This window comes from Paraburkholderia graminis, from assembly GCF_003330785.1.
GTDB classification, from domain to species: Bacteria; Pseudomonadota; Gammaproteobacteria; order Burkholderiales; family Burkholderiaceae; genus Paraburkholderia; species Paraburkholderia graminis.
Genome location: NZ_CP024934.1, coordinates 678,382 through 696,696, shown reverse-complemented (window position 1 = coordinate 696,696; position 18,315 = coordinate 678,382). Strand labels below are relative to the sequence as shown.

Here is an 18,315-nt window from a genome sequence, read left to right as displayed (position 1 = left end):
GACGCTGAGCGCCTAACGCGCCGATACCGCCGGGCACACCTGCCGTGCAATCGCGCGGTATCGCTCGGCCGTGTCTCTCAGCGTGAGTCCCACGAGCGATCTTTGCACGCGCTCCTGGCTTAACGCCATGACGATCGCGTCGGCGTAACAACGAATGTCGTCGGTGTCGACGAGTTGCACGCCAGGAAAACTATTCGCGAATGCGAACGCCGGTATCCTGCTCGCGACGATCGGCACGCCCGAAGCCAACGCCTCGAGAAACGCCACGCTATGTCCTTCCGAGCGCGACGGCATCACGAACACGCTCGATTCCGACAGCACCGTCGCGACGTCGCTGCGCGGACCGGCCACGACGACGCGCTCCCCGATGCCCAGCTCCGTTGCAAGCGCAACCACCGCGCGCTGATAGTCAGGGTCCTCGACCACGCCATAGAGCACGAGTCGTGCGTCTTCGATCCGCGTCAGTACTTCGCTAAAAGCCCGCACGGTAAGCAGTTGATTTTTTACCGACGCATATCGGCCGATCTGCACGATTTGCGGCACGCTGCTCACGCGCTCGCCACCGTCGGTGAATGCGAAGCGCGCAAGGTCGACGCCGTTCGGCACGACCGTCATCGACGGATGCACGCCGATTGCCTGGACATAGTCCATCACGCCTTGCTGCGAGACGCCGATCACGACGCGCGCGCGGCCGGACAGCACATGCTCGACGCGCCTGAAGAGCGGCCGCTCGAAGTCATTGGTCGCGGAATGCATCACGTAGACGACCGGCGCGCCGAGCGGCAACGCGCGCGCGTAGAACGACGGAATCGTCGCATGCGCGAAGATGACGTCGGGCCGAAACCGCCGCACCGCGACGAACAGATTCCACAGCTTGCCGAGCGCGTGGTGCCGCTTCGGCGGAAACCAGCACTCCACGCCGTGCGCATGCAATTCATCGGCGAGCGACGCGAAATCGGCATGCGCGGGCAACAACGACGCCATGCACACCGCCATTCCTTCGGAGCACTGATCGATCGCGAGATCTTTCGCGAGCACTTCGGCGCCCGACAAACGCGGCGCCAGTACGAGGTGGAAGACACGCATCATGCCGTCCTTGCCTTCAAGGTTCTGTAGAGCATCCACGCCGCGGCGCAGCCGAGGCCCAGCGTCATCGACCATGCAATGCCGGTCACGCCCCACCAGCGCACCGCGAGCGGCGCGCTGACGAGCAGCACCACCACCTGAATCGCGGACGCATGCACGGTGGCCTTCGCATCGCCGACTGCGCGCAGATACGACACGAGTACCGCGATCAACGCACCGATTGCCATATTGATGACCAGTATCCTGAAGAGCGGCACTGCCGGCAGCCAGGCTGCGCCGAGAATCAACGAGAACATCGGCTCGGCAATGAGCCGCAGCAGTTCGACAAATGCAGCAAGCCCAACGGCGGCCACAAGCAGATAGATCCTGATGAGCCTGGAAGCCGCCTGCGCATTGCGCCGATGATGCGCGGCAAAAGTCGGAAACAGGTACTGCGACATCGCGATCGCCGCATCGGCGAGCAGCATCTGCGCGAGGCGCGACGACATTTGATAGCCGCCGAGTTGCGTCGGCCCGAGCAGTTTGCCGACCACCACCTTGTCGAACTGATTCAGCAGCAGGTTGATGACGCTGCTTGCCCAGATCCATCGGCTGAAACCGACATACTGGCCGATGCCCGACCACACCGCGCGCACCGGCGGGCGCGGCGTCATGGTGGCCCACGTCAGCACGCTCTTCAACGTTTCTCCGGCAACGAGGCCGATCAGCACCGACGCCGCGCCCGCGCCGAGATAAGCGAGCGTGAGCCCGACGGAACAATCGACAAACGCGGCCGCCACCTCGACTCCCGCTATATGCTGAAAGCGCCGCTCGCGCTGCACCACGTAATAAGCCGGCGATGCAAGCCCGCGCAACAGCGGCAGCAACGCAGCGAGTTGAATCAGCACGAGCGATCCGTCGAGATGAAACTGACTCGATAACAACGGCGCCGACGCAACCAGCAGCAACGAAATCAACACGCCGCGCGCCGTCAGCGTCGTCCATACAGCGCTGAGCTGCGGGCGCGTCGGCGCATGCTCGCCCTGAATCACCGCTTGCGCGAGTCCCGTGTCGGACAACGCCTCGGCAATCGCAACCGCAAGCAAGGCCACGCTGACGCTGCCGATTGCCGCCGGTCCGAGCATGCGGCCAATCGCCAGAAACTTGATCGCCACCAGTCCCCGCACCGCGAACTGTTGTAACAACACCCATGTCGCCGCGCTCGCGCCGAAGCTGCTCGCTATCGAGAGCGCGGGAAGCCTGATCGCCCGCAAGCTGGTTCTCCGTCGAATTGCAGCGCTGTAGAGCGGTTAGCAGCGCGTCATGACTCGCTGTGAACACCGCCGCGCCGGATTGGATTGAATTGGTCGCGCCAGCAAGCTGGCAATGGTTCATCTGGAACCGTAAGCATGACCTTACCGCGAGAGATTCGCCGTCAACCGCCATCAACCAGGCCGCTTCAGCCGCGGCCCTTGCGTGGTAGTACGTTTACCCACACAACGCGCGAATCAGGCAGTTTTGCGGTTGCTGGCAGTGCTAACGTTATTCATCTGATTGCATCGCAGAGCCCGCGGCGCGCGTCGTTTCGTCCATGCCGCTTGCACTGATGCAATTCCCCAACCCATGCATGTTGACTCCCGCCTATGCCTACCGACGTGATCGAACCTGACTTTGTCCTGATCGTTGAGCCGAATCTCACCGGTCATCGCTGGCGCTACGCGGAGTGGATCATGCAGGCGTGCGCGGAGGCCGGCTATCCATGCATCCTCGTCACCGAATGCGCGAATGAAGATCATCGGCTCGCGCGGCAGATTACCGCTGCAAATCGCGCCGACCAGCAGATTGCATTCGTCGATCCGGAAGAAAGCCGCACGCACCGTTTGCGGGAACGCAATCAGTACTGGCGCTTTCATCACTACTTCGAACGCGCGTATCGCATTCTCAGCCGCGCGCAATCGATCCGGCTTGTCGTCGTGCCGTATGCCGATTACTTCTTCAATGGCCTGCCCTTTCTCGGCTCACCGTTCGGCAAGACACCGTGGATCGGCATCACGATGCGCTCGACGTTTCATCATCACAAGGTCGGCATCAAGGCGCCCGATCGTCCGCTCGTCAACGCGATCAAGGCGCAACTGTTCAGGCGTGCGGTTCGCACGCCGGGTCTGCGCACGTTGTTGAGCATCGATCCGACCTTGCCCGAATGGGCGGCGCACCACGTATCGAAAGGCAGTGCGAAGGTCGCTTATGTGGCCGACCCGTTCCCCGACGAGCGCGCGGAAGATCCCGCGCTTGCGCGCGAGCGACTCGGCCTCGACCCCGGGCAGCGCTATCTGCTCGTCTATGGCGCGATTACCGAACGCAAGGGCATTTACGAACTCGTCCACGCAATGACGCGCCTCGAACACGCGCCGACGTTGATTGTCGCGGGCGAGCAGGATGCAGGCACACGCCACTTCATGCGCAACCATGTGCGCAGTCTCACGCCCGCGCCGGTCGTGCTCGACTCGTTTATTTCCAACGACATGGAGCGCGATCTGTTTTCCGCATGCGATGCGGTATGGCTCGGCTACAAAGGTCACTACGGCATGAGCGGCGTGCTCGTGCAGGCATACCGCTTTGGCAAGCCGGTGATCGCAACGGAAGACGGTTTGATCGGCTGGTTCAGCAGACGCTGCGAATTGGGACCGATTCTGAGCGACTTGAGTTCGGCGTCGATCGGGAAAGCCATTACCGAAACGTTGACCTCGTGGCCGCACGAACATTCGGCTGCGGCCCCGCGCGACAATCTTCTGTCGCAAAACACGCTCGGCGAATTCAAACACACTTTGCTGCAGCAGATGGCGTGATTCAAAAGCTCTCAGCGTGACCTGACGTGACGTGATGCGCCGGCTTAAAAGCCGGCGCACGTCATGAATAAGCCCGCGCTTTCAGGACAACTGCCCGCCTGCCACCGGCACTTCCTCGCGCACCGAGCTGCTGCGCTTTTCCGGGAACAGCGCATTGCGCATCAGCATGAACGGATACTCGATTGCGCGCGTGGTCACATAGCCGATCCCGATCGCAATGACGAACTGCGCGGAAAGCGCCACGATCCAGATGATGCTCGGCGCGAAGCCAAGCGCAGTCGCCTTGCGAATCAGCATCTCGCCCGGCGCAAGCGCGAGCGAGTGCCACAAGTAAATACCGTACGAATAAAGACCGACCCACGCGACGCCGCGATAAATCCACGTCGTCCGCAGCGACCCCGAGTACTCCAGAACGAAGACGATGAGCGCGGCAAAGCCGAGTGCCTGAATCGTGTAGCCGATGCTTTCGTCGAGCGCGATATGTTTCGTGGCCAACGCGAGCCATGCGCACAGCAGCCCGACGCAGCCGACCAACAGCCACTTGCGCTTCGCGATCTGATGATAGATGCCGGGCTTCATCCAGTAGATGGCCGAGAGAATCACGCCGATCAGTAAACTGTCGATACGGTACTGCGTGTATGCGAATGCGCCTTGCAAATCCCCATCCGCAACTGCAAAACAACGCGCTATGAGCGTTACCGCACAGATGCCCGACAGTACGCCGATAATCGTCCACGCGCCGAGCCGCAAGCGGGAAAAAAGCAATAAAAGCGCCGGCAGCACGAGATAGAAATGTTCTTCCACCGCGAGACTCCAGGTCTGCGTGATCGACGTGCCGAAATAGTTCTGAAGATGCGTGAGGTTCTGGAAAAGAAATGTATTCCACGGATGCCGCCCGGCGAGCATGTGAAATATGATCAGCACGTAATACGCGGGCCAGATGCGGAACATGCGTCGCACAATGAAGCGCCGTGCGTCGACGTGGCCTGTTTCGGCGTATTGCCGCAGCAGCAGTCCGCCCACCAGAAAGCCGCTCAAGGTAAAGAAGAGATTGACGCCCTCTCGCCCAAAGCTCTTTAGCGGGTACTCGATAATCTGGAGCAGAACATTACTGGTGTGAACAGTACGAAAGTGAAAGCCCATTACCGCAATAATGGCGATGCCGCGAACGAAGTCGAGTTCGATCGCCCGTCTGGCTTTCGCGGGTCCCGTCCCGCCAAATAGCTTCATGCTGTTTTCCCCTTTTTCCGTTTTATCGGCCGCATTGTCCTGTTTGCATCATGGGTGGCGGGAAGCAGGTATGAGCGCCAAGATCAAGGCATTCAGCGACAACATCGGCCAGCTTGCGTGCGTCTTGCAGGCATAGCCCTTTCCACTGTCGCCAGAATCCAGGCAGCCGGAGACGAACCGCATTGGCGACGCGCACAAGCATAAGGTTGCGCGCACAATGACCCGACGCGAGACCGTCCGCTTAGACGACGGCAAATGACGGCGACGGGGAGGAAACAAGAATGCGCCATCAGTATGCAACGCCATGGATATGGATTTTTCTTTTACCGCTTGCACTGGACTATAAGGCCACCAACGCAAGCACCGGGCACTTCGCCCAGTTCATCTTTGTCATTCCAGCAATGGCGGCAGGGCTCGCCCTTCTGCTGATCGCACCGCGCTTTCACGAGCGCTCTCCGCTACGCTCGGTCGTCACCGCAAGCATGCTGTTGTGCGTGTTCGGCAGCGTCGTCGCGCAACTGATTCAGGACAACGACAGCGGCAATTATTTGCGCGTGCTATTGCCGTTCATCCTGTTTCTGCTCGGCTACCTGGTCGCGTGCCGGCCGTGGAGCGAGCATCGAATCGCTCAATTCGAAAAAGCACTGTTCCTCGGCAATGTGATTAGCCTTGTATTCACGTTTGTCTACGGCATTGCAACGGGCGGCGGTCTCGAGGAGGTGCGCTTTCGCATCATCTCCGTGACGCTGCTCGGACTGCAAGGCGTGCTGCTGCATGAGTTCGTCGTCGCCAAACGCTATTCGCTATACACGGTGGCCGTATTCGCGGGCACGGTGATCGTCGAATTGCTGAGCGTCACGCGCAGCCTTCTGGTCGGCACCGTGCTGTTGTTCCTGATCGCGATGGCGCTCAGCGCACCGTCGGTGCGGCAAATCTGGCGCGCCGTCGGTCGCGGTGTCGTGGTCGCCTCGGTGCTGGCGGGCGTGGCGGGCATTGCGGCACTGGCCGTTCCGAATGTCGCGGAACACTGGACGCAGCGCATATTCTTCTCGGAAGCAACTGTCTCCGGCAAGGACCCGACCACCATCACGCGTCTCGCCGAAATGCGCGATCAGTACGACCAGGTGAGTGCGTCGCCGGAAACGCTTCTATTCGGCGCGGGCTACGGGCACTACTACCGCTATTCGCCGGTCTATTTGCCGGACCTTGCGGGCCAGTTCAGCAAGCAGGACTTTTACGCGATCAACGAATGGGCCGCGGGTCACAACTTCTGGGTCTATCAGTTGTTTGCGGGCGGACTCGTATTCGGCATCGCGATGCCGCTTGCCACGCTCGGCGCGCTCGCGGTGTGTTTCTTCGCCTATCGCTACTGGCGCAAGGTCGTACCCAATGCGCCGATGCTGCCGGTATTCGGACGCGCGATCATGCTGTTTGCCGCATTGCCGGCGACGTCGATTGGCGGCAATCCTCTCGGCCCGCGCTTTTCGGGTCTGGTATTCGGCATTGGACTCGGTCTGATGATCGCCACTTATACGCGTTTGCAGCTCGCGCTGCCCGCACGCGCGAATCGCGTGCGTAGCGCCCGGCGTATGCGGCCCGCCGCGATGCCGGACTTGCCGGGCCGCATTCAGCCTGGCATGGGCCGCCCGGATCTCGCCGGCACCCTCGGCATGTCGCACACGGCACAACTGCCGGGTTCCAACCGACCGGACATTGCGCGATGAAAATCCTCCACGTGCTTGCAAGCGTCGATCCGCGCGCGGGCGGTCCCGTTGAAGGCGTTCGCCGCAGCGGCATCGCGATGCAGGAAGCCGGCCATGAAATAGAAGTGGCCACTTGCGATGCGCCGGACGATCCGTATCTCGCGGCTTTCCCATTTCCCGTTCATGCGTTCGGCCCGACTTCGAATCGCTATAGCTATAGCGCGTATCTCGCGCCGTGGCTCGCGAATCACGCGAAGCGCTTTGACGCCGTCATCGTGCACGGCTTGTGGCAATACCACGGTTTCGCGACATGGAAGGCGCTGCACGACAGCGACGTGCCGTATTACGTGTACGCGCACGGGATGCTCGATCCGTGGTTCAAGGAAGCGTATCCGCTCAAGCATCTAAAGAAATGGCTTTACTGGCCGTGGGCGGAGTACCGCGTGCTGCGCGACGCGCGCGCGGTGATCTTCACGACCGAAGAAGAGCGCACGCGCGCACGGCAATCCTTCTGGCTCTATCGTGCGCGCGAGCGCATCGTGCCGTTCGGCACCACGGTGCCCGAGGTGGACGTAGCGTCGGCGCGCGAAGCGTTTTTACAGGCCGTGCCGGGCGCACGCGGCAAACGCATCGTGCTCTTTCTCGGCAGAGTGCACGCGAAGAAAGGCTGTGATCTTCTGATCGATGCATTCGCGCGCGTCGCGCAACGCGACGACGCGCTGCATCTCGTGATTGCCGGGCCCGACGAAACCGGCTGGGCCGCGAGCCTGCGGGCTCAGGCGCAAGCCGCCGGAATCGCGCATCGCCTGAGTCTGCCCGGCATGCTGCAAGGCGATCTCAAGTGGGGCGCTTTTTACGCGAGCGACGTGTTCGCCTTGCCGTCGCATCAGGAGAACTTCGGCGTCGCGGTGGCCGAGGCACTCGGTTGCGGACTGCCCGCGCTGATCTCCGACAAGGTCAACGTATGGCGCGAAATCGAAGAAGACGGCGCGGGACTGATAGCAACCGACACAGTCGACGGAACCGAGAAGAGCCTGATTCGCTGGCTCGAGCTCGACGACGCCGCACGCGCAGCCATGCGTGTGCAAGCCGCGCGCACTTTCCATGCGCGTTTCCGCATCGACACCATGGTGAGTGCGTTGACGAGTTTGCTGGAAACGAGAGGCGGCCGCGACAGCGAAGCGAACCGCAACAAGCTCGCCGGGTTGCGCGAGGCGAGCCAGCCGAGCCGCTGAATTGCACGAAAAAAACGGCGCTCGTTCGAGCGCCGTTTGCGTTAGCGGCGGCAGCGCGTTGGCCGCGCCGCCTTCTCTTCTACTTCATTGTTCCTTCATCAACGACGTCAACGTCGACGCTGCGATAGGCAACGTCTCGACCGGAGACTGCGCCGGCGCGATTACGTTATTCTCCGCTTCCGCATGCGTTGCGCCGACGACGTGCGGCACATCGAGCTGACGCGCCAGATGTCCGGCGAGCCTGAGCGACAACGCGGCAATCGTAATGGTCGGGAAGTTTGCGCCGACAGTCGGAAACACCGAACTGCCGCCGATATACAGATTGCTGATGCCATGCACCTTGCAATCGCGATCGACCACGCCTTCGCGCGGCGAATCGTGCATGCGTGTCGTGCCCATGTGATGCCATGTGCCTTCCAGCTTATCGGGCCACGCCCGGCCTTCGAGCGGCGCGTCGAGCTCGACATCGGCGAAGCGGGCCATCTGCAACTCTCTTGCGAATCCGGCGAATGTTTTATCGAACGTGCGCTTCACCTGGTCGCCGAGACGCCACTCCACCTTCACGCGCGGCATGCCAAAACGATCGCGCTTATCCGCGCACAACGTCACGCGGCTATCCGGATTCGGCACTGCCTCGACGATGGCCTGCAGCGTGACGTCGGTGATGAGTGCGGGCCATTGCAGCAAGCGCGCGAGGCCGTATCCGACCGTATGCAGCGGATGCGCGACCATCGTCGCGATGTCGGCTGTGAGCCTGCGTCCGGGCTGGTCCTTGAGCATCAGCGCTTCCTTGCAGCGAATCAGCGCCTCCGAGCCCGCACTCGCCTCGCCGTACCAGCGCGAATAGAGCCACACGCGGGAATTGAGCAGTTGTTCGCGCTCCATCATTTCGCGCTTCGGCGCGAACTGCGAGGAGATCTTCGTGCCATGCGCCGAGACCGCGGCATTCTGGTAGTGATACTTGATGTCGTAGAGCTTGTTACGCGGGACGCCCTGGCGGAAGCGAACCTTTCCACACATCATTCGCGGATGGTCCATGAAATAGCGTCCCACGAGATCGTTAGTGTTCCCAAGTCCTGCTGCATGTACATTGTTCGAAGCGAGCAGCAGTCGCGCGTTCTCGATCCCGCCCGCAGCGAGTACGAAGATGCGCGCCTTCACGGTCATCCGACGGCCGCTGAGCGTGCCGACCTGCACGCGCGTAATCGTGGTGCCTTGCGCATCGGCGTCGATATTGAGGACGTTCGCGTGCAGAAAGACGCGCACCCGCGTGGAGCGCCCCAATTCCTCGCGATACACCTTGCCGAAGCGCACCGGCGGGCTGAACTGCGCAACGGTGTCGCGCATGTCGCCGGTGCCAAGCGGTAGACGGCGCACGTCGGAGCGGCCAATCTCACGCTCCCAGTATGCGGGGTCGAAGTTCTGCGGACCGAGCTTCAGCAATTCATGCGTGCGCGCGTAGTACGGCGCGAGTTCTTCGAGTCCGAATGGCCAGCCGCTATGCGGAATCCAGTCGCGCTTCTCGAAGTCCCACGGATCGAGCGGACGGCACCAGCCGCCCCAGCAGTTGCTGCTGCCGCCGAAATAGCGGCTGCGCGAGCCGTCCGCGAATCGATACGGCAGTCCGGCGTTTTCGCCGCGGTACAGGTCGCGCGTTTCTTCGTCAGGCGCAAACCCGCCGCTTTCCAGCAGGCAGGTATCCACCCCGGCGGCCGACATTTCGCGTGCGAGCGTGATGCCCGCGACGCCTCCCCCGATAATGCAGACCGTCGTTTCGATGACCGTATTTTGTTCGACATTGCGAGTATCGATGAACATCCGCAGCTCCCGTGTTCTTCATCATGATTTTTTAAGGCGTCGCCGGCTTGCGGGCCTATGGCCGGCAAGCAACGCGCCCCTATGCCGTGACCGGATGCATCAATTGTCCGGTTGCCACGACATCGGTCTCCTCAGCGTATAAAAGCTGCGGATCTATTTCTGTGCTTCAGGTCACGGAAGAAAACGCTTCCGCAAAAAACGACACGGGTTCCCGCCGTATACGCCCCCGGCTTCGAGCGAGCGATGCACGACAGAGAGCGGTGTGACGACCGCCGAGCGGCCTATCGTCACGCCCATTTGCACGACGCATTTAGACGTGATCCACACGCCGTCCTCGATCACGATCGGCGCGACGCGCAAGTCCATCGTGGTGCTCATATCGTGCGAGCCGGCTGTCAGGAACGTTCCCTGAGAAATGCAAACATTGGAGCCGATGCGAATCGGTGCCTGGTTATAAATCCATACGTCGACGCCGAACCAGCACTTGTCGCCCACTTCGAGATTCCACGGCGCCTTCACCCGCAATGGATGCACGAAGCGGCAGCCAGTACCGATCCGCGCGCCGAACAGACGCAGCAACGCGACGCGCACGGATGAGAGCGGCAGCAGCTTGTTATTGATGACGCACGCCTCGACCACAAACCATATGAGCTCGACGAGCGCGCCGCGCCCCGCACGATAATTGCCCTTGCCCGCGAGGCTCAGGTCGATCACGCGATGCTCCGCGCCGGCGCTTTCAGTTGGCGGCGCACAAGCGAGCCGCGGATCGTCTGCGATATTGCCCATGATTCTTCTCCATACCGTGCGCCGTGCGTTTATGCACAGGGATGCTAATTAATCTCGATGCCTGTCTTTGGCAGACTCGCTCTTCTTCACTACGTGGCCGCGCAGGCAAGCGTTTTGGCGGCTGCGTGCATGGATTTTGGCGCACGATGTTTTCATTGGACTGCATCAACCCGGGGACCACAATGACAACACTGATTCGACACACCGCCCACTGCATGCTTCTTCTCACCGCCGTTTGCGCCGCACCCGCATTTGCGCAGAAGGCCGCGCCGGCCATGACCGCCACGGCGCCGACCGGCTATGGCGCGCCGGCGCCCGCTCCAGTCGATCGCCGCGCCGTTCAGCGCAAGCGCGAACAGAAGCTGCTGGGCGCGCCTGACGGCTACGTCGCCGGCAATCCGCAGGACGCCAATATCGACAACGGGCGCCGTGCAGCCCTGCTCGACGAACAACGCATGACCGTCACCGATGGCGAGCAAGCCGGCAAGCCGGGTGCAGCGGGCAAGCGCAAGGCGCCGCCCGTCGCGAACGGGCAGTTGCGTGTCGCCGATGCGGCAGCGCGTCCGCGCGCCGACGACAAGCTCGTGCCGCAAGGCGCCGCCAAGGCCACCTACGCCGATCCGTACACGATGGGTAAGCGTTCCGTCTACCGTTCGCCGTGGTGATCCTGCACTCATGATGGCCGCGGCCGGATCATTCCGGCGCGGCGTCCTCCGTGGTCGCCGGCTTCGCATGCGGCACGACCACCGCTGAAGGCCTGGCGTCGAAGTACGTAGCGCTCGCCTTCAAGCGCCTTCTTCCTGCCGCGCGGCACAGCATGCCGATGCGTTCTTCAAAAGTACTAATTGTCGAGTCCGGCGAAAGCGCGCTCTCCGCGTAATCGCGCGCGGCTCGTCCGAGCGCCGCGCGCCGCTCGGGGTCGTTGGCGAGAGCGGTGATCGCGCCGACCAGCGCCTTCACGTTATCGGGCGGCACGACGACGCCGCGCGCATGCACCGCCTCGTGCAGCGCGGTGCCGCGCCGCGCCATCGCGATCGTCGCGCGGCCGCTCGCGAACATGCCGGTCAGCTTCGACGGCATGACGAGATCCGCTGCATCGGCGCGTTGAGGCAGCACGTGAATGTCCGCGAGATTGAGCAGTTCGTTCAGGCGCTCGGCCGGTTGAAGCGGCAAGAAGACGCAGTTCGGCAACGTTGCGCAGCGCTTCTCCAGGTTCTCTCTCGCCGCGCCGCCGCCACAAAATACGAACGTGACATCAGGACGGGACGCGAGCGAAGCAGCGGCTTCCGCAAGCGTTTCAATGCCCTGCTTCGCGCCCATGTTGCCGGAGTACAGCACGACTTTCTGCGCGTCGGACAGATTCAACTCGCTACGGTATTCGCTCGCGCGCGACAGCGGATAAATGGCCGACACGTCGACCCAATTGGGCAGACACACCACTTTCGAAGGCGCTACGCCTTTCGCCGACGCACGCGCGCTCATCTGCCGCGTGATCGACGACACCGCGTCGAAACGCCGCAACAACTGGCTTTCGACCCAGCGCGCGATTCGCGCCGCGCGCGAGCCTTTGAGAAGGCCGAGTTCGAACGCCGCGTCGACTTCGTAATCCTGAATGTGCAGCCACGCGCTGGCGCGCGCCACGCGAGCCAGTGCAAGGCATGCCGGCGCGCATATCAAGGTCGGCGCGATCAACACGACTGCATCGGGGCGCCATAACGCCTGCAAGGCGAGCACAGGCAGCGAGGTCGCAGCAAAGCTTGCCAGATGAATCATCCGCTTCAGGCCGCTCGGTCGCGACGGCACCCACAGCGGCGCGCGCCAGATCGCGACGCCGTCGCGCTCTTCCCGCCGATAACGCCACGACGCATAGCCCGGCGAAACCTGCCATTCAGGGTAGTAAGGCGGAGCGCATACCACCCGCACCTCGTGCCCTCGACTTGCGAGCAGCGCGGCCATTTCAGCCGTGTACTTGCCGGTCCCCGTGAGCTCGGGCGCGTAATTGAGGCCGTAGATCAGGATCTTCATTGTGCGTATCTAACGTGTTAAAGCTTCCATGCCCGACCTCGCGGCGGCGCCGCGACACCCGTCAATCGCTCAGCATCAGCGCACAGCCCCGGGCAATATTGGCGGCTGCGGAAGGCGGATCAAACCGGCGAATCACTTCCATGCAACGGTGAGCGGTGCCGCTCGCATCGGCGAAGGCTTCCATTGCTTTTAGCAGCGTGCGCTGCAATCCGGCGACGTCGCCTGCGGTAAACGAATAGCCGCTCACGCCGTCGATCACGAGTTCCGGCACGCAGCCGCAACTCTCGCTGACGACAGCCGGACAGCCGTGCGCGAGCGCTTCGTTGACGACGAGACCCCACGGCTCGCTGAAGCTCGGCAGCACCATGCAGGTCGCGCCGTAGTACTCGCGCGTGAGCGGCTCATCCTGCAAGCTGCCCGCGAACGTTACGGCGTTCTCAAGGTGCAATTCGACGGCTTTTGCACGCAATGCGTCGGCCATCGGCCCCGTGCCGACAATGCGCAATTGCGCAGCGGGTACGCGTTTTTGCAAACCGGCAAACGCTTCGATCAACGTGCCGACGCCCTTCTCTTCCGACAGACGCCCGACGTATAGAAACACCGGCGGATTGCCGGCACGCGCGGCGACGCGTTCGACCAATGCCCGCTCCGGCGAAAAAGAACCGGGCAGTGCGGCGGCCTGACACGGTATAAAAATCTTCTCGCGCTTCGCGCCGAGCGACAGCAGATACTCGCGGCTGCGCTCGCCGAAACCGAAATAGCCGTCGCACAGCGAGAAAAACACGCGCTTCGGAATAGACGTGAGAAGCTTCTTCGGACGATCGCGTCCGGTCGAATCGCAGAACACCGCGCGCCGCTTGCCGGTCACAATGCAAGCCGCAAGCATCGCCCAGTATTCCGGACGGTGATAACCCGGCAGCACGATCAGATCGGACTTCGCCTTCAGCACTTCCCACGTCAGCCGCGCGATCATCTTGATCGTCGGCACGTCTTCGTAACAGCCGTCGAAGAGCTTCTGCATCGGATAACGATGGTACGAATAGTCGACCTCGGAAAAGCCGATGCGGTCGTGCTCGGTATCGGCGATCTGCACCATCCGGTAGCGAATTGCTCCGGATGCCGAAATATTATGCAGCGCAGAAAAGACGACACCTTTGTGACGCGACCATACGACGTTATGGAAGATGGTGACGGATGCACTCATTTTTATGCAGCTCCTCGAAAAGACGTCATTGCACGGCGGCCGCGGTCGGCGACCCGGCATAGGATTCGACGAATTCCCGATACGTCGACGCGATTCCCTGCTCCAGTCCGATCGTTGCCCGCCAGCCCATCTGCGCGAGGCGCGAGACGTCGAGCAACTTGCGCGGCGTGCCGTCGGGTTTCGACGCGTCGAACACGAGCTCGCCGTCGAAGCCGACCACCTTGCAAATGCACTCCGCCAGTTCGCGTATCGACAGATCTTCGCCGACGCCCACGTTGAAAAGCCCTTCCATCACGTTGTTTTCGAGCACGAACAGCGTGGCCGCGGCGAGATCGTCGACATGCAGGAACTCGCGGCGCGGTGTGCCCGAGCCCCATACCGTCAGCGTATCGGCGCCGTTCAGCTTGGCTTCGTGCGCCTTGCGCAGGAGCGCCGGCAACACATGGCTGCTCTTGAGATCGTAGTTGTCGTTCGGGCCGTACAGGTTGGTCGGCATCAGCGATACGTACTGCGTGTTGTATTCGCAGTTGTACGCCTCGCAGAGTTTCAAACCGGCGATCTTCGCGATGGCGTATGCGTCGTTCGTCGGCTCGAGCGACGAAGTCAGCAGATACTCCTCGCGAATCGGCTGCGGGCATTGCTTCGGATAAATGCACGACGAACCGAAAAACACCAGCCGCTCGACCTGCGCCCGATACGCGGCGTGAATCACGTTGGTCTCGATCACCAGGTTTTCATAGATGAACTCACCCGGCCGCGACGCGTTGGCAAAAATGCCGCCCACGCGCGCCGCCGCCAGCAGCACGACGTCGATCTTCTCGGCCTCGAAAAAACGGTTCACAGCGGCCTGATCCATGAGATCGAGCTCGAGCCGCGTGCGCGTGACGACGTTCGTGTAGCCCGCTGCGACGAGCCGCCTGACGAGAGCCGAGCCGACCATGCCGCGGTGCCCCGCGACGAAAATGCGTGACTGTTTGTTCATCGCATCACTCGTGATGTTCGAGCGCCGTGAAGCCGGCGAGCGTGACGAGCGCGTCACGACGTGCAATCTGGAAGTCGGAGCGCACCATCTCCTTGACGAGCGCGGCAAACGGCGTGGTGGGTTGCCAGCCCAGCTTCGCATGCGCCTTCGACGGATCGCCGAGCAACGTCTCGACTTCGGCCGGCCGGAAGTAGCGCGGATCGACACGCACGATCACGTCGCCCGGCGACATTCTGGTCTCGCGCCCTTCCACTTTGTCGACAATGCCGATTTCGTCGACACCGCTGCCTTCAAAGCGCACCGTGACACCCAGTTCACCCGCGGCATGCTGGACGAACTGACGCACGCTGTACTGCACGCCGGTCGCAATCACGAAGTCCTCCGGCTGCTCCTGTTGGAGCATGCGCCACTGCATCTCGACGTAATCGCGCGCATGGCCCCAGTCGCGCAACGCCGACAGATTGCCGAGATAGAGCGTCTTCTGCATGCCGACCGCAATACGCGCAATCGCACGCGTGATCTTGCGCGTCACGAAAGTCTCGCCACGCACCGGCGATTCGTGATTGAACAGAATCCCGTTGCAGGCATAAAGACCGTACGCTTCGCGATAATTGACCGTTGTCCAGTACGCGAACATCTTCGCCACCGCATAGGGGCTGCGCGGATAGAACGGCGTCGTCTCCGATTGCGGCACTTGTTGCACGAGGCCGTAAAGTTCGGACGTCGACGCCTGGTAAAATCGCGTCTTATTCTGCATACCTAAGATACGCACAGCCTCCAAAATCCGCAGTGCGCCAAGACCATCGGCGTTGGCCGTGTACTCCGGTTCCTCGAACGACACCGCAACGTGGCTTTGTGCCGCGAGGTTATAAATCTCGTCCGGCTCCACGCGCTGAATCACGCGCAGAATGCTGGTGGAGTCCGTGAGATCGGCGTGATGCAGAAAGAGGTGCTGTTCCGGATCGTGTGGGTCTCTATAGAGGTGATCGATCCGGTCTGTGTTAAACAGCGACGACCTGCGTTTGATGCCGTGCACGTCGTAGTTTTTGGCGAGCAGCAGCTCGGCGAGGTACGACCCGTCCTGCCCCGTGATCCCCGTGATCAGCGCGACCTTGCGTTTCATGAAGGCTTCTCCTTGTTAACTTTTCAACACTTGTAGCGAGAAACTCGGCCGCGATTTCAGCCCGCTATGCTGTCATATCCGTAATATCCGCCTTGGTAACCCGAGCCGAGGAACGCCCCTTCCTGCGGCACGTCGGTGAGCAATACGCCTCTGAGTCCCACGCCGCCATTACGAAGACGCTTGGCGGTCTCGGCAATTTCATTCAACGGATGACGGCCGTGGCGAACCACCAGCAGCGTCGTGCCCGCGTGCTTGCCGATCAGCGTCGAATCGGTGACGGCGAGTACCGGCGGCGTATCGATGATCACGAGGTCGTAGCGTGATTTCAGTTCGTCGAGCATCGTCTGGAAGCGCGAACTCATCAGCAGTTCCGACGGATGCGAGGGCAGCGTGCCCTTGGCCAGCACATCGAGTCCGGGCAGCACGTCGCGCTGGATCATCGAAGTCAGGTCGCCGCCGCTCAGCACATCCGACAAGCCCGGTTGATGTCCGATGCCGAAGTGCGAGTGCACATCGCCGCGCCGCATGTCGCCGTCGATAATCAGCACGCGTTTATTCGCCGATGCGACGAGCGCCGCGAGATTCACCGACAGAAACGACTTGCCTGCGTCCGGCCGCGAGCCCGTAATCATCACGACGTTATTCGCCGCATGATCGAGCGAAAGTTGCAGTGATGTACGGAGATTGCGCACGCCTTCGACAGCAATGTCTTCCGGCGCCTGCTGCGCGAGAACATGCAGACCGCGCCGGCGCAGCATGACGTCCTCCTGCAAGCGCAACTGCGTCTGGCTGCGCGGCACCACCGCGAACACCGGCACGCCGAGCACGGCTTCCAGTTCGTCGGGACGCTCCACGCCGCCATACATCGCGCGCTTGAAGAAGGTCAGCATGATGCCGAGCACCAGACCGCCGCCCAGCGCAATGAGAATCGCGATCACGCGCTTCGGACGCACCGGCTCATCGGGTGCTTCGGCGAAATCGACCACGCGCACGTTGCCGACCTGGCCCGCCTTCGCGACGCGCAACTGCTGCGCGCTATTGAGCAGATTCGTGTACAACTCCGTGTCGACATGCACGTCGCGCAACAGACGCAACGCGGTTTGCTCCGTATCCGGCATCACCGACACGCTGCGGTTCATGTTGACCTGCGCGCCTTGCAGCGCTGCGATCTGCGCATCGAGCGAAGCGACTGCCGGGTGATTCGCCGTGAAGCGTTGCGACATCTCGGCGCGCTGCGTTTGCAGATCGAGCAGCTTCGTCTTGTTGTCGACGATCTGCTGAAGCAGCAGGCGGCTCTCTTCGCCGAGATCGACCGTGCCGTGCGTATTGCGGAACTTGTTGTAGCGCTGCTCCGCTTCGTCCAGTTCCTTGCGCAAGCCCGGCAATTGCTGGTCGAGGAATGCGAGCATGTGCTCGGCTTCCGTCGAACGGCTTGCAACGTCCTGGCGCACGAACTCACGCGCCATGCTGTTGACGATCGCCGCGGTCAGCGCGCTGTCACCGCCTTCGAGGCTCGCGCGGATCACGCCGGATTGCAGCGTGGTTTCCTGCACGACGAGCGCCTTCTGCAAGCGGTCGACGGTGCTGAGCGTCGACGCACGCGACAGCTCGAATTGCGAGCCCGCGGCGCCGGTCAGCGCATCGACACGCAACGCGATAGGACCGTCGGCGGTATCCGTCTGGACCGTTTCGCCGACGTGGCCCGACAGGATCGCAATGCCGTTCCTGTCGCGCAGCACGTACGAGCGGTCGTTGCCCGCGACCAGCGTGAAGGTGGTGTCGTACATCTCCTTCGACGTGTCGAAGCGCGACACCGAGATGCTCTCGTTGCCCCACGCATAGCCGGACAGGTTGATGAACTGGGGCAGTTTGAAGCCCCATTGCCCGTTCACCAGCCCGGCAATCAGACCTCCGATCACCGGCATGTAGCGCGGCGTGGCCGTGATGTCGAGATGCAGCTTCTTGACGGTCTCCTCCGTCACGAGACGCGACTTCAGCAGCTCGATTTCCGCTGCCGTCGACGGTTTCGTGTCGAACATGCCGGTGAGCGGCGGCAAGGAATCCTTACCGTTCGCGTTGGCATTCGCCGTCTTGTCCTCGACGTGAAACAGCACGTCCGCCCGGTACGTCGGTGGCGCAAGGAAAGCGTACGCGCACCCCAGCGCGAGCGCGATCAGCGTCACGGTTGCAATAGTGCGCCAGCCCCGCACGATAGTGCGGAGATAGTCCGAAAGATGCAACTCATCCGCTGCGGACACGTCCGTATAGCGGTTCTCGAAGTTGATTGCCATGTTTGGT

At 62.1% G+C, this 18,315-nt stretch carries 14 protein-coding genes; 4 read left to right on the top strand and 10 right to left on the bottom strand.

Annotated features, from left to right (window positions below; translation table 11 throughout):
* Positions 1-12: 12 nt before the first annotated feature.
* Together CUJ91_RS03100 and CUJ91_RS03095 are read right to left on the bottom strand one after the other, a co-directional pair.
* Positions 13-1,086, bottom strand: a complete 1,074-nt coding sequence (locus tag CUJ91_RS03100) for a glycosyltransferase family 4 protein (RefSeq protein ID WP_006047792.1) — start codon at positions 1,084-1,086, stop codon at positions 13-15.
* Positions 1,086-2,339 carry an oligosaccharide flippase family protein gene (locus tag CUJ91_RS03095; protein ID WP_006047793.1) on the bottom strand — a complete coding sequence of 418 codons (1,254 nt, stop codon included), beginning with the start codon at positions 2,337-2,339 and terminating at the stop codon, positions 1,086-1,088. The genes CUJ91_RS03100 and CUJ91_RS03095 overlap by 1 nt, the downstream gene beginning before the upstream one ends.
* Positions 2,340-2,708: 369 nt before the next feature.
* On the opposite strand from CUJ91_RS03095, the gene CUJ91_RS03090 reads away from it, so the two are divergent.
* Entirely contained in the window at positions 2,709-3,911 is a 1,203-nt protein-coding gene (locus CUJ91_RS03090; protein ID WP_006047794.1) for a glycosyltransferase, read from the top strand.
* 81 nt (positions 3,912-3,992) lie between these two features.
* On the opposite strand, the gene CUJ91_RS03085 is transcribed toward CUJ91_RS03090, so the two are convergent.
* Positions 3,993-5,141 carry an acyltransferase family protein gene (locus tag CUJ91_RS03085; RefSeq protein ID WP_006047795.1) on the bottom strand — a complete coding sequence of 383 codons (1,149 nt, stop codon included), beginning with the start codon at positions 5,139-5,141 and terminating at the stop codon, positions 3,993-3,995.
* Between the two features lie 281 nt (positions 5,142-5,422).
* Here CUJ91_RS03085 and CUJ91_RS03080 point away from each other — a divergent pair, with 281 nt between their 5' ends.
* The gene (locus tag CUJ91_RS03080) at positions 5,423-6,865 is read left to right on the top strand and encodes a hypothetical protein (RefSeq protein WP_006047796.1); all 1,443 of its coding nucleotides are present in this window, start codon (positions 5,423-5,425) and stop codon (positions 6,863-6,865) included.
* Positions 6,862-8,079, top strand: a complete 1,218-nt coding sequence (locus CUJ91_RS03075) for a glycosyltransferase (protein ID WP_006047797.1) — start codon at positions 6,862-6,864, stop codon at positions 8,077-8,079. The genes CUJ91_RS03080 and CUJ91_RS03075 overlap by 4 nt, the downstream gene beginning before the upstream one ends.
* 84 nt (positions 8,080-8,163) lie before the next feature.
* On the opposite strand, the gene CUJ91_RS03070 is transcribed toward CUJ91_RS03075, so the two are convergent.
* On the bottom strand, positions 8,164-9,897 hold the full coding sequence (locus CUJ91_RS03070; RefSeq protein ID WP_006047798.1) for an FAD-dependent oxidoreductase: 1,734 nt from the start codon (positions 9,895-9,897) through the stop codon (positions 8,164-8,166).
* 171 nt (positions 9,898-10,068) lie between these two features.
* Positions 10,069-10,683, bottom strand: a complete 615-nt coding sequence (locus tag CUJ91_RS03065; protein ID WP_006047799.1) for a DapH/DapD/GlmU-related protein — start codon at positions 10,681-10,683, stop codon at positions 10,069-10,071.
* Positions 10,684-10,898: 215 nt separating this feature from the next.
* On the opposite strand from CUJ91_RS03065, the gene CUJ91_RS03060 reads away from it, so the two are divergent.
* Complete coding sequence (locus CUJ91_RS03060) at positions 10,899-11,348, top strand: hypothetical protein (RefSeq protein ID WP_232292234.1); 450 nt, start codon at positions 10,899-10,901, stop codon at positions 11,346-11,348.
* A gap of 28 nt (positions 11,349-11,376) precedes the next feature.
* On the opposite strand, the gene CUJ91_RS03055 is transcribed toward CUJ91_RS03060, so the two are convergent.
* The 5 genes from CUJ91_RS03055 to CUJ91_RS03035 form a co-directional block, all read right to left on the bottom strand.
* Entirely contained in the window at positions 11,377-12,708 is a 1,332-nt protein-coding gene (locus CUJ91_RS03055) for a glycosyltransferase WbuB (RefSeq protein WP_006047801.1), read from the bottom strand.
* A gap of 61 nt (positions 12,709-12,769) precedes the next feature.
* Entirely contained in the window at positions 12,770-13,912 is a 1,143-nt protein-coding gene (locus CUJ91_RS03050; protein WP_006047802.1) for a glycosyltransferase family 4 protein, read from the bottom strand.
* A gap of 25 nt (positions 13,913-13,937) precedes the next feature.
* Positions 13,938-14,894: a GDP-L-fucose synthase family protein gene (locus CUJ91_RS03045; RefSeq protein ID WP_006047803.1), complete on the bottom strand. Its 957-nt coding sequence runs from the start codon at positions 14,892-14,894 to the stop codon at positions 13,938-13,940.
* 4 nt (positions 14,895-14,898) lie between these two features.
* On the bottom strand, positions 14,899-16,017 hold the full coding sequence (gene gmd / locus CUJ91_RS03040) for a GDP-mannose 4,6-dehydratase (RefSeq protein WP_006047804.1): 1,119 nt from the start codon (positions 16,015-16,017) through the stop codon (positions 14,899-14,901).
* A 56-nt stretch (positions 16,018-16,073) separates the two neighbouring features.
* On the bottom strand, positions 16,074-18,308 hold the full coding sequence (locus CUJ91_RS03035) for a polysaccharide biosynthesis tyrosine autokinase (RefSeq protein WP_006047805.1): 2,235 nt from the start codon (positions 18,306-18,308) through the stop codon (positions 16,074-16,076).
* Positions 18,309-18,315: the final 7 nt, after the last annotated feature.

Excerpts from the sequence above, each read along its gene's own strand:
- CUJ91_RS03070 (WP_006047798.1), bottom strand. The coding sequence starts at position 9,897 with ATGTTCATCGATACTCGCAATGTCGAACAAAATACGGTCATCGAAACG.
- CUJ91_RS03065 (WP_006047799.1), bottom strand. The coding sequence starts at position 10,683 with ATGGGCAATATCGCAGACGATCCGCGGCTCGCTTGTGCGCCGCCAACT.
- gmd (WP_006047804.1), bottom strand. The coding sequence starts at position 16,017 with ATGAAACGCAAGGTCGCGCTGATCACGGGGATCACGGGGCAGGACGGG.
- CUJ91_RS03055 (WP_006047801.1), bottom strand. The coding sequence starts at position 12,708 with ATGAAGATCCTGATCTACGGCCTCAATTACGCGCCCGAGCTCACGGGG.
- CUJ91_RS03035 (WP_006047805.1), bottom strand. The coding sequence starts at position 18,308 with ATGGCAATCAACTTCGAGAACCGCTATACGGACGTGTCCGCAGCGGAT.
- CUJ91_RS03075 (WP_006047797.1), top strand. The coding sequence starts at position 6,862 with ATGAAAATCCTCCACGTGCTTGCAAGCGTCGATCCGCGCGCGGGCGGT.
- CUJ91_RS03050 (WP_006047802.1), bottom strand. The coding sequence starts at position 13,912 with ATGAGTGCATCCGTCACCATCTTCCATAACGTCGTATGGTCGCGTCAC.
- CUJ91_RS03080 (WP_006047796.1), top strand. The coding sequence starts at position 5,423 with ATGCGCCATCAGTATGCAACGCCATGGATATGGATTTTTCTTTTACCG.
- CUJ91_RS03060 (WP_232292234.1), top strand. The coding sequence starts at position 10,899 with ATGCTTCTTCTCACCGCCGTTTGCGCCGCACCCGCATTTGCGCAGAAG.
- CUJ91_RS03090 (WP_006047794.1), top strand. The coding sequence starts at position 2,709 with ATGCCTACCGACGTGATCGAACCTGACTTTGTCCTGATCGTTGAGCCG.
- CUJ91_RS03045 (WP_006047803.1), bottom strand. The coding sequence starts at position 14,894 with ATGAACAAACAGTCACGCATTTTCGTCGCGGGGCACCGCGGCATGGTC.
- CUJ91_RS03085 (WP_006047795.1), bottom strand. The coding sequence starts at position 5,141 with ATGAAGCTATTTGGCGGGACGGGACCCGCGAAAGCCAGACGGGCGATC.
- CUJ91_RS03100 (WP_006047792.1), bottom strand. The coding sequence starts at position 1,086 with ATGCGTGTCTTCCACCTCGTACTGGCGCCGCGTTTGTCGGGCGCCGAA.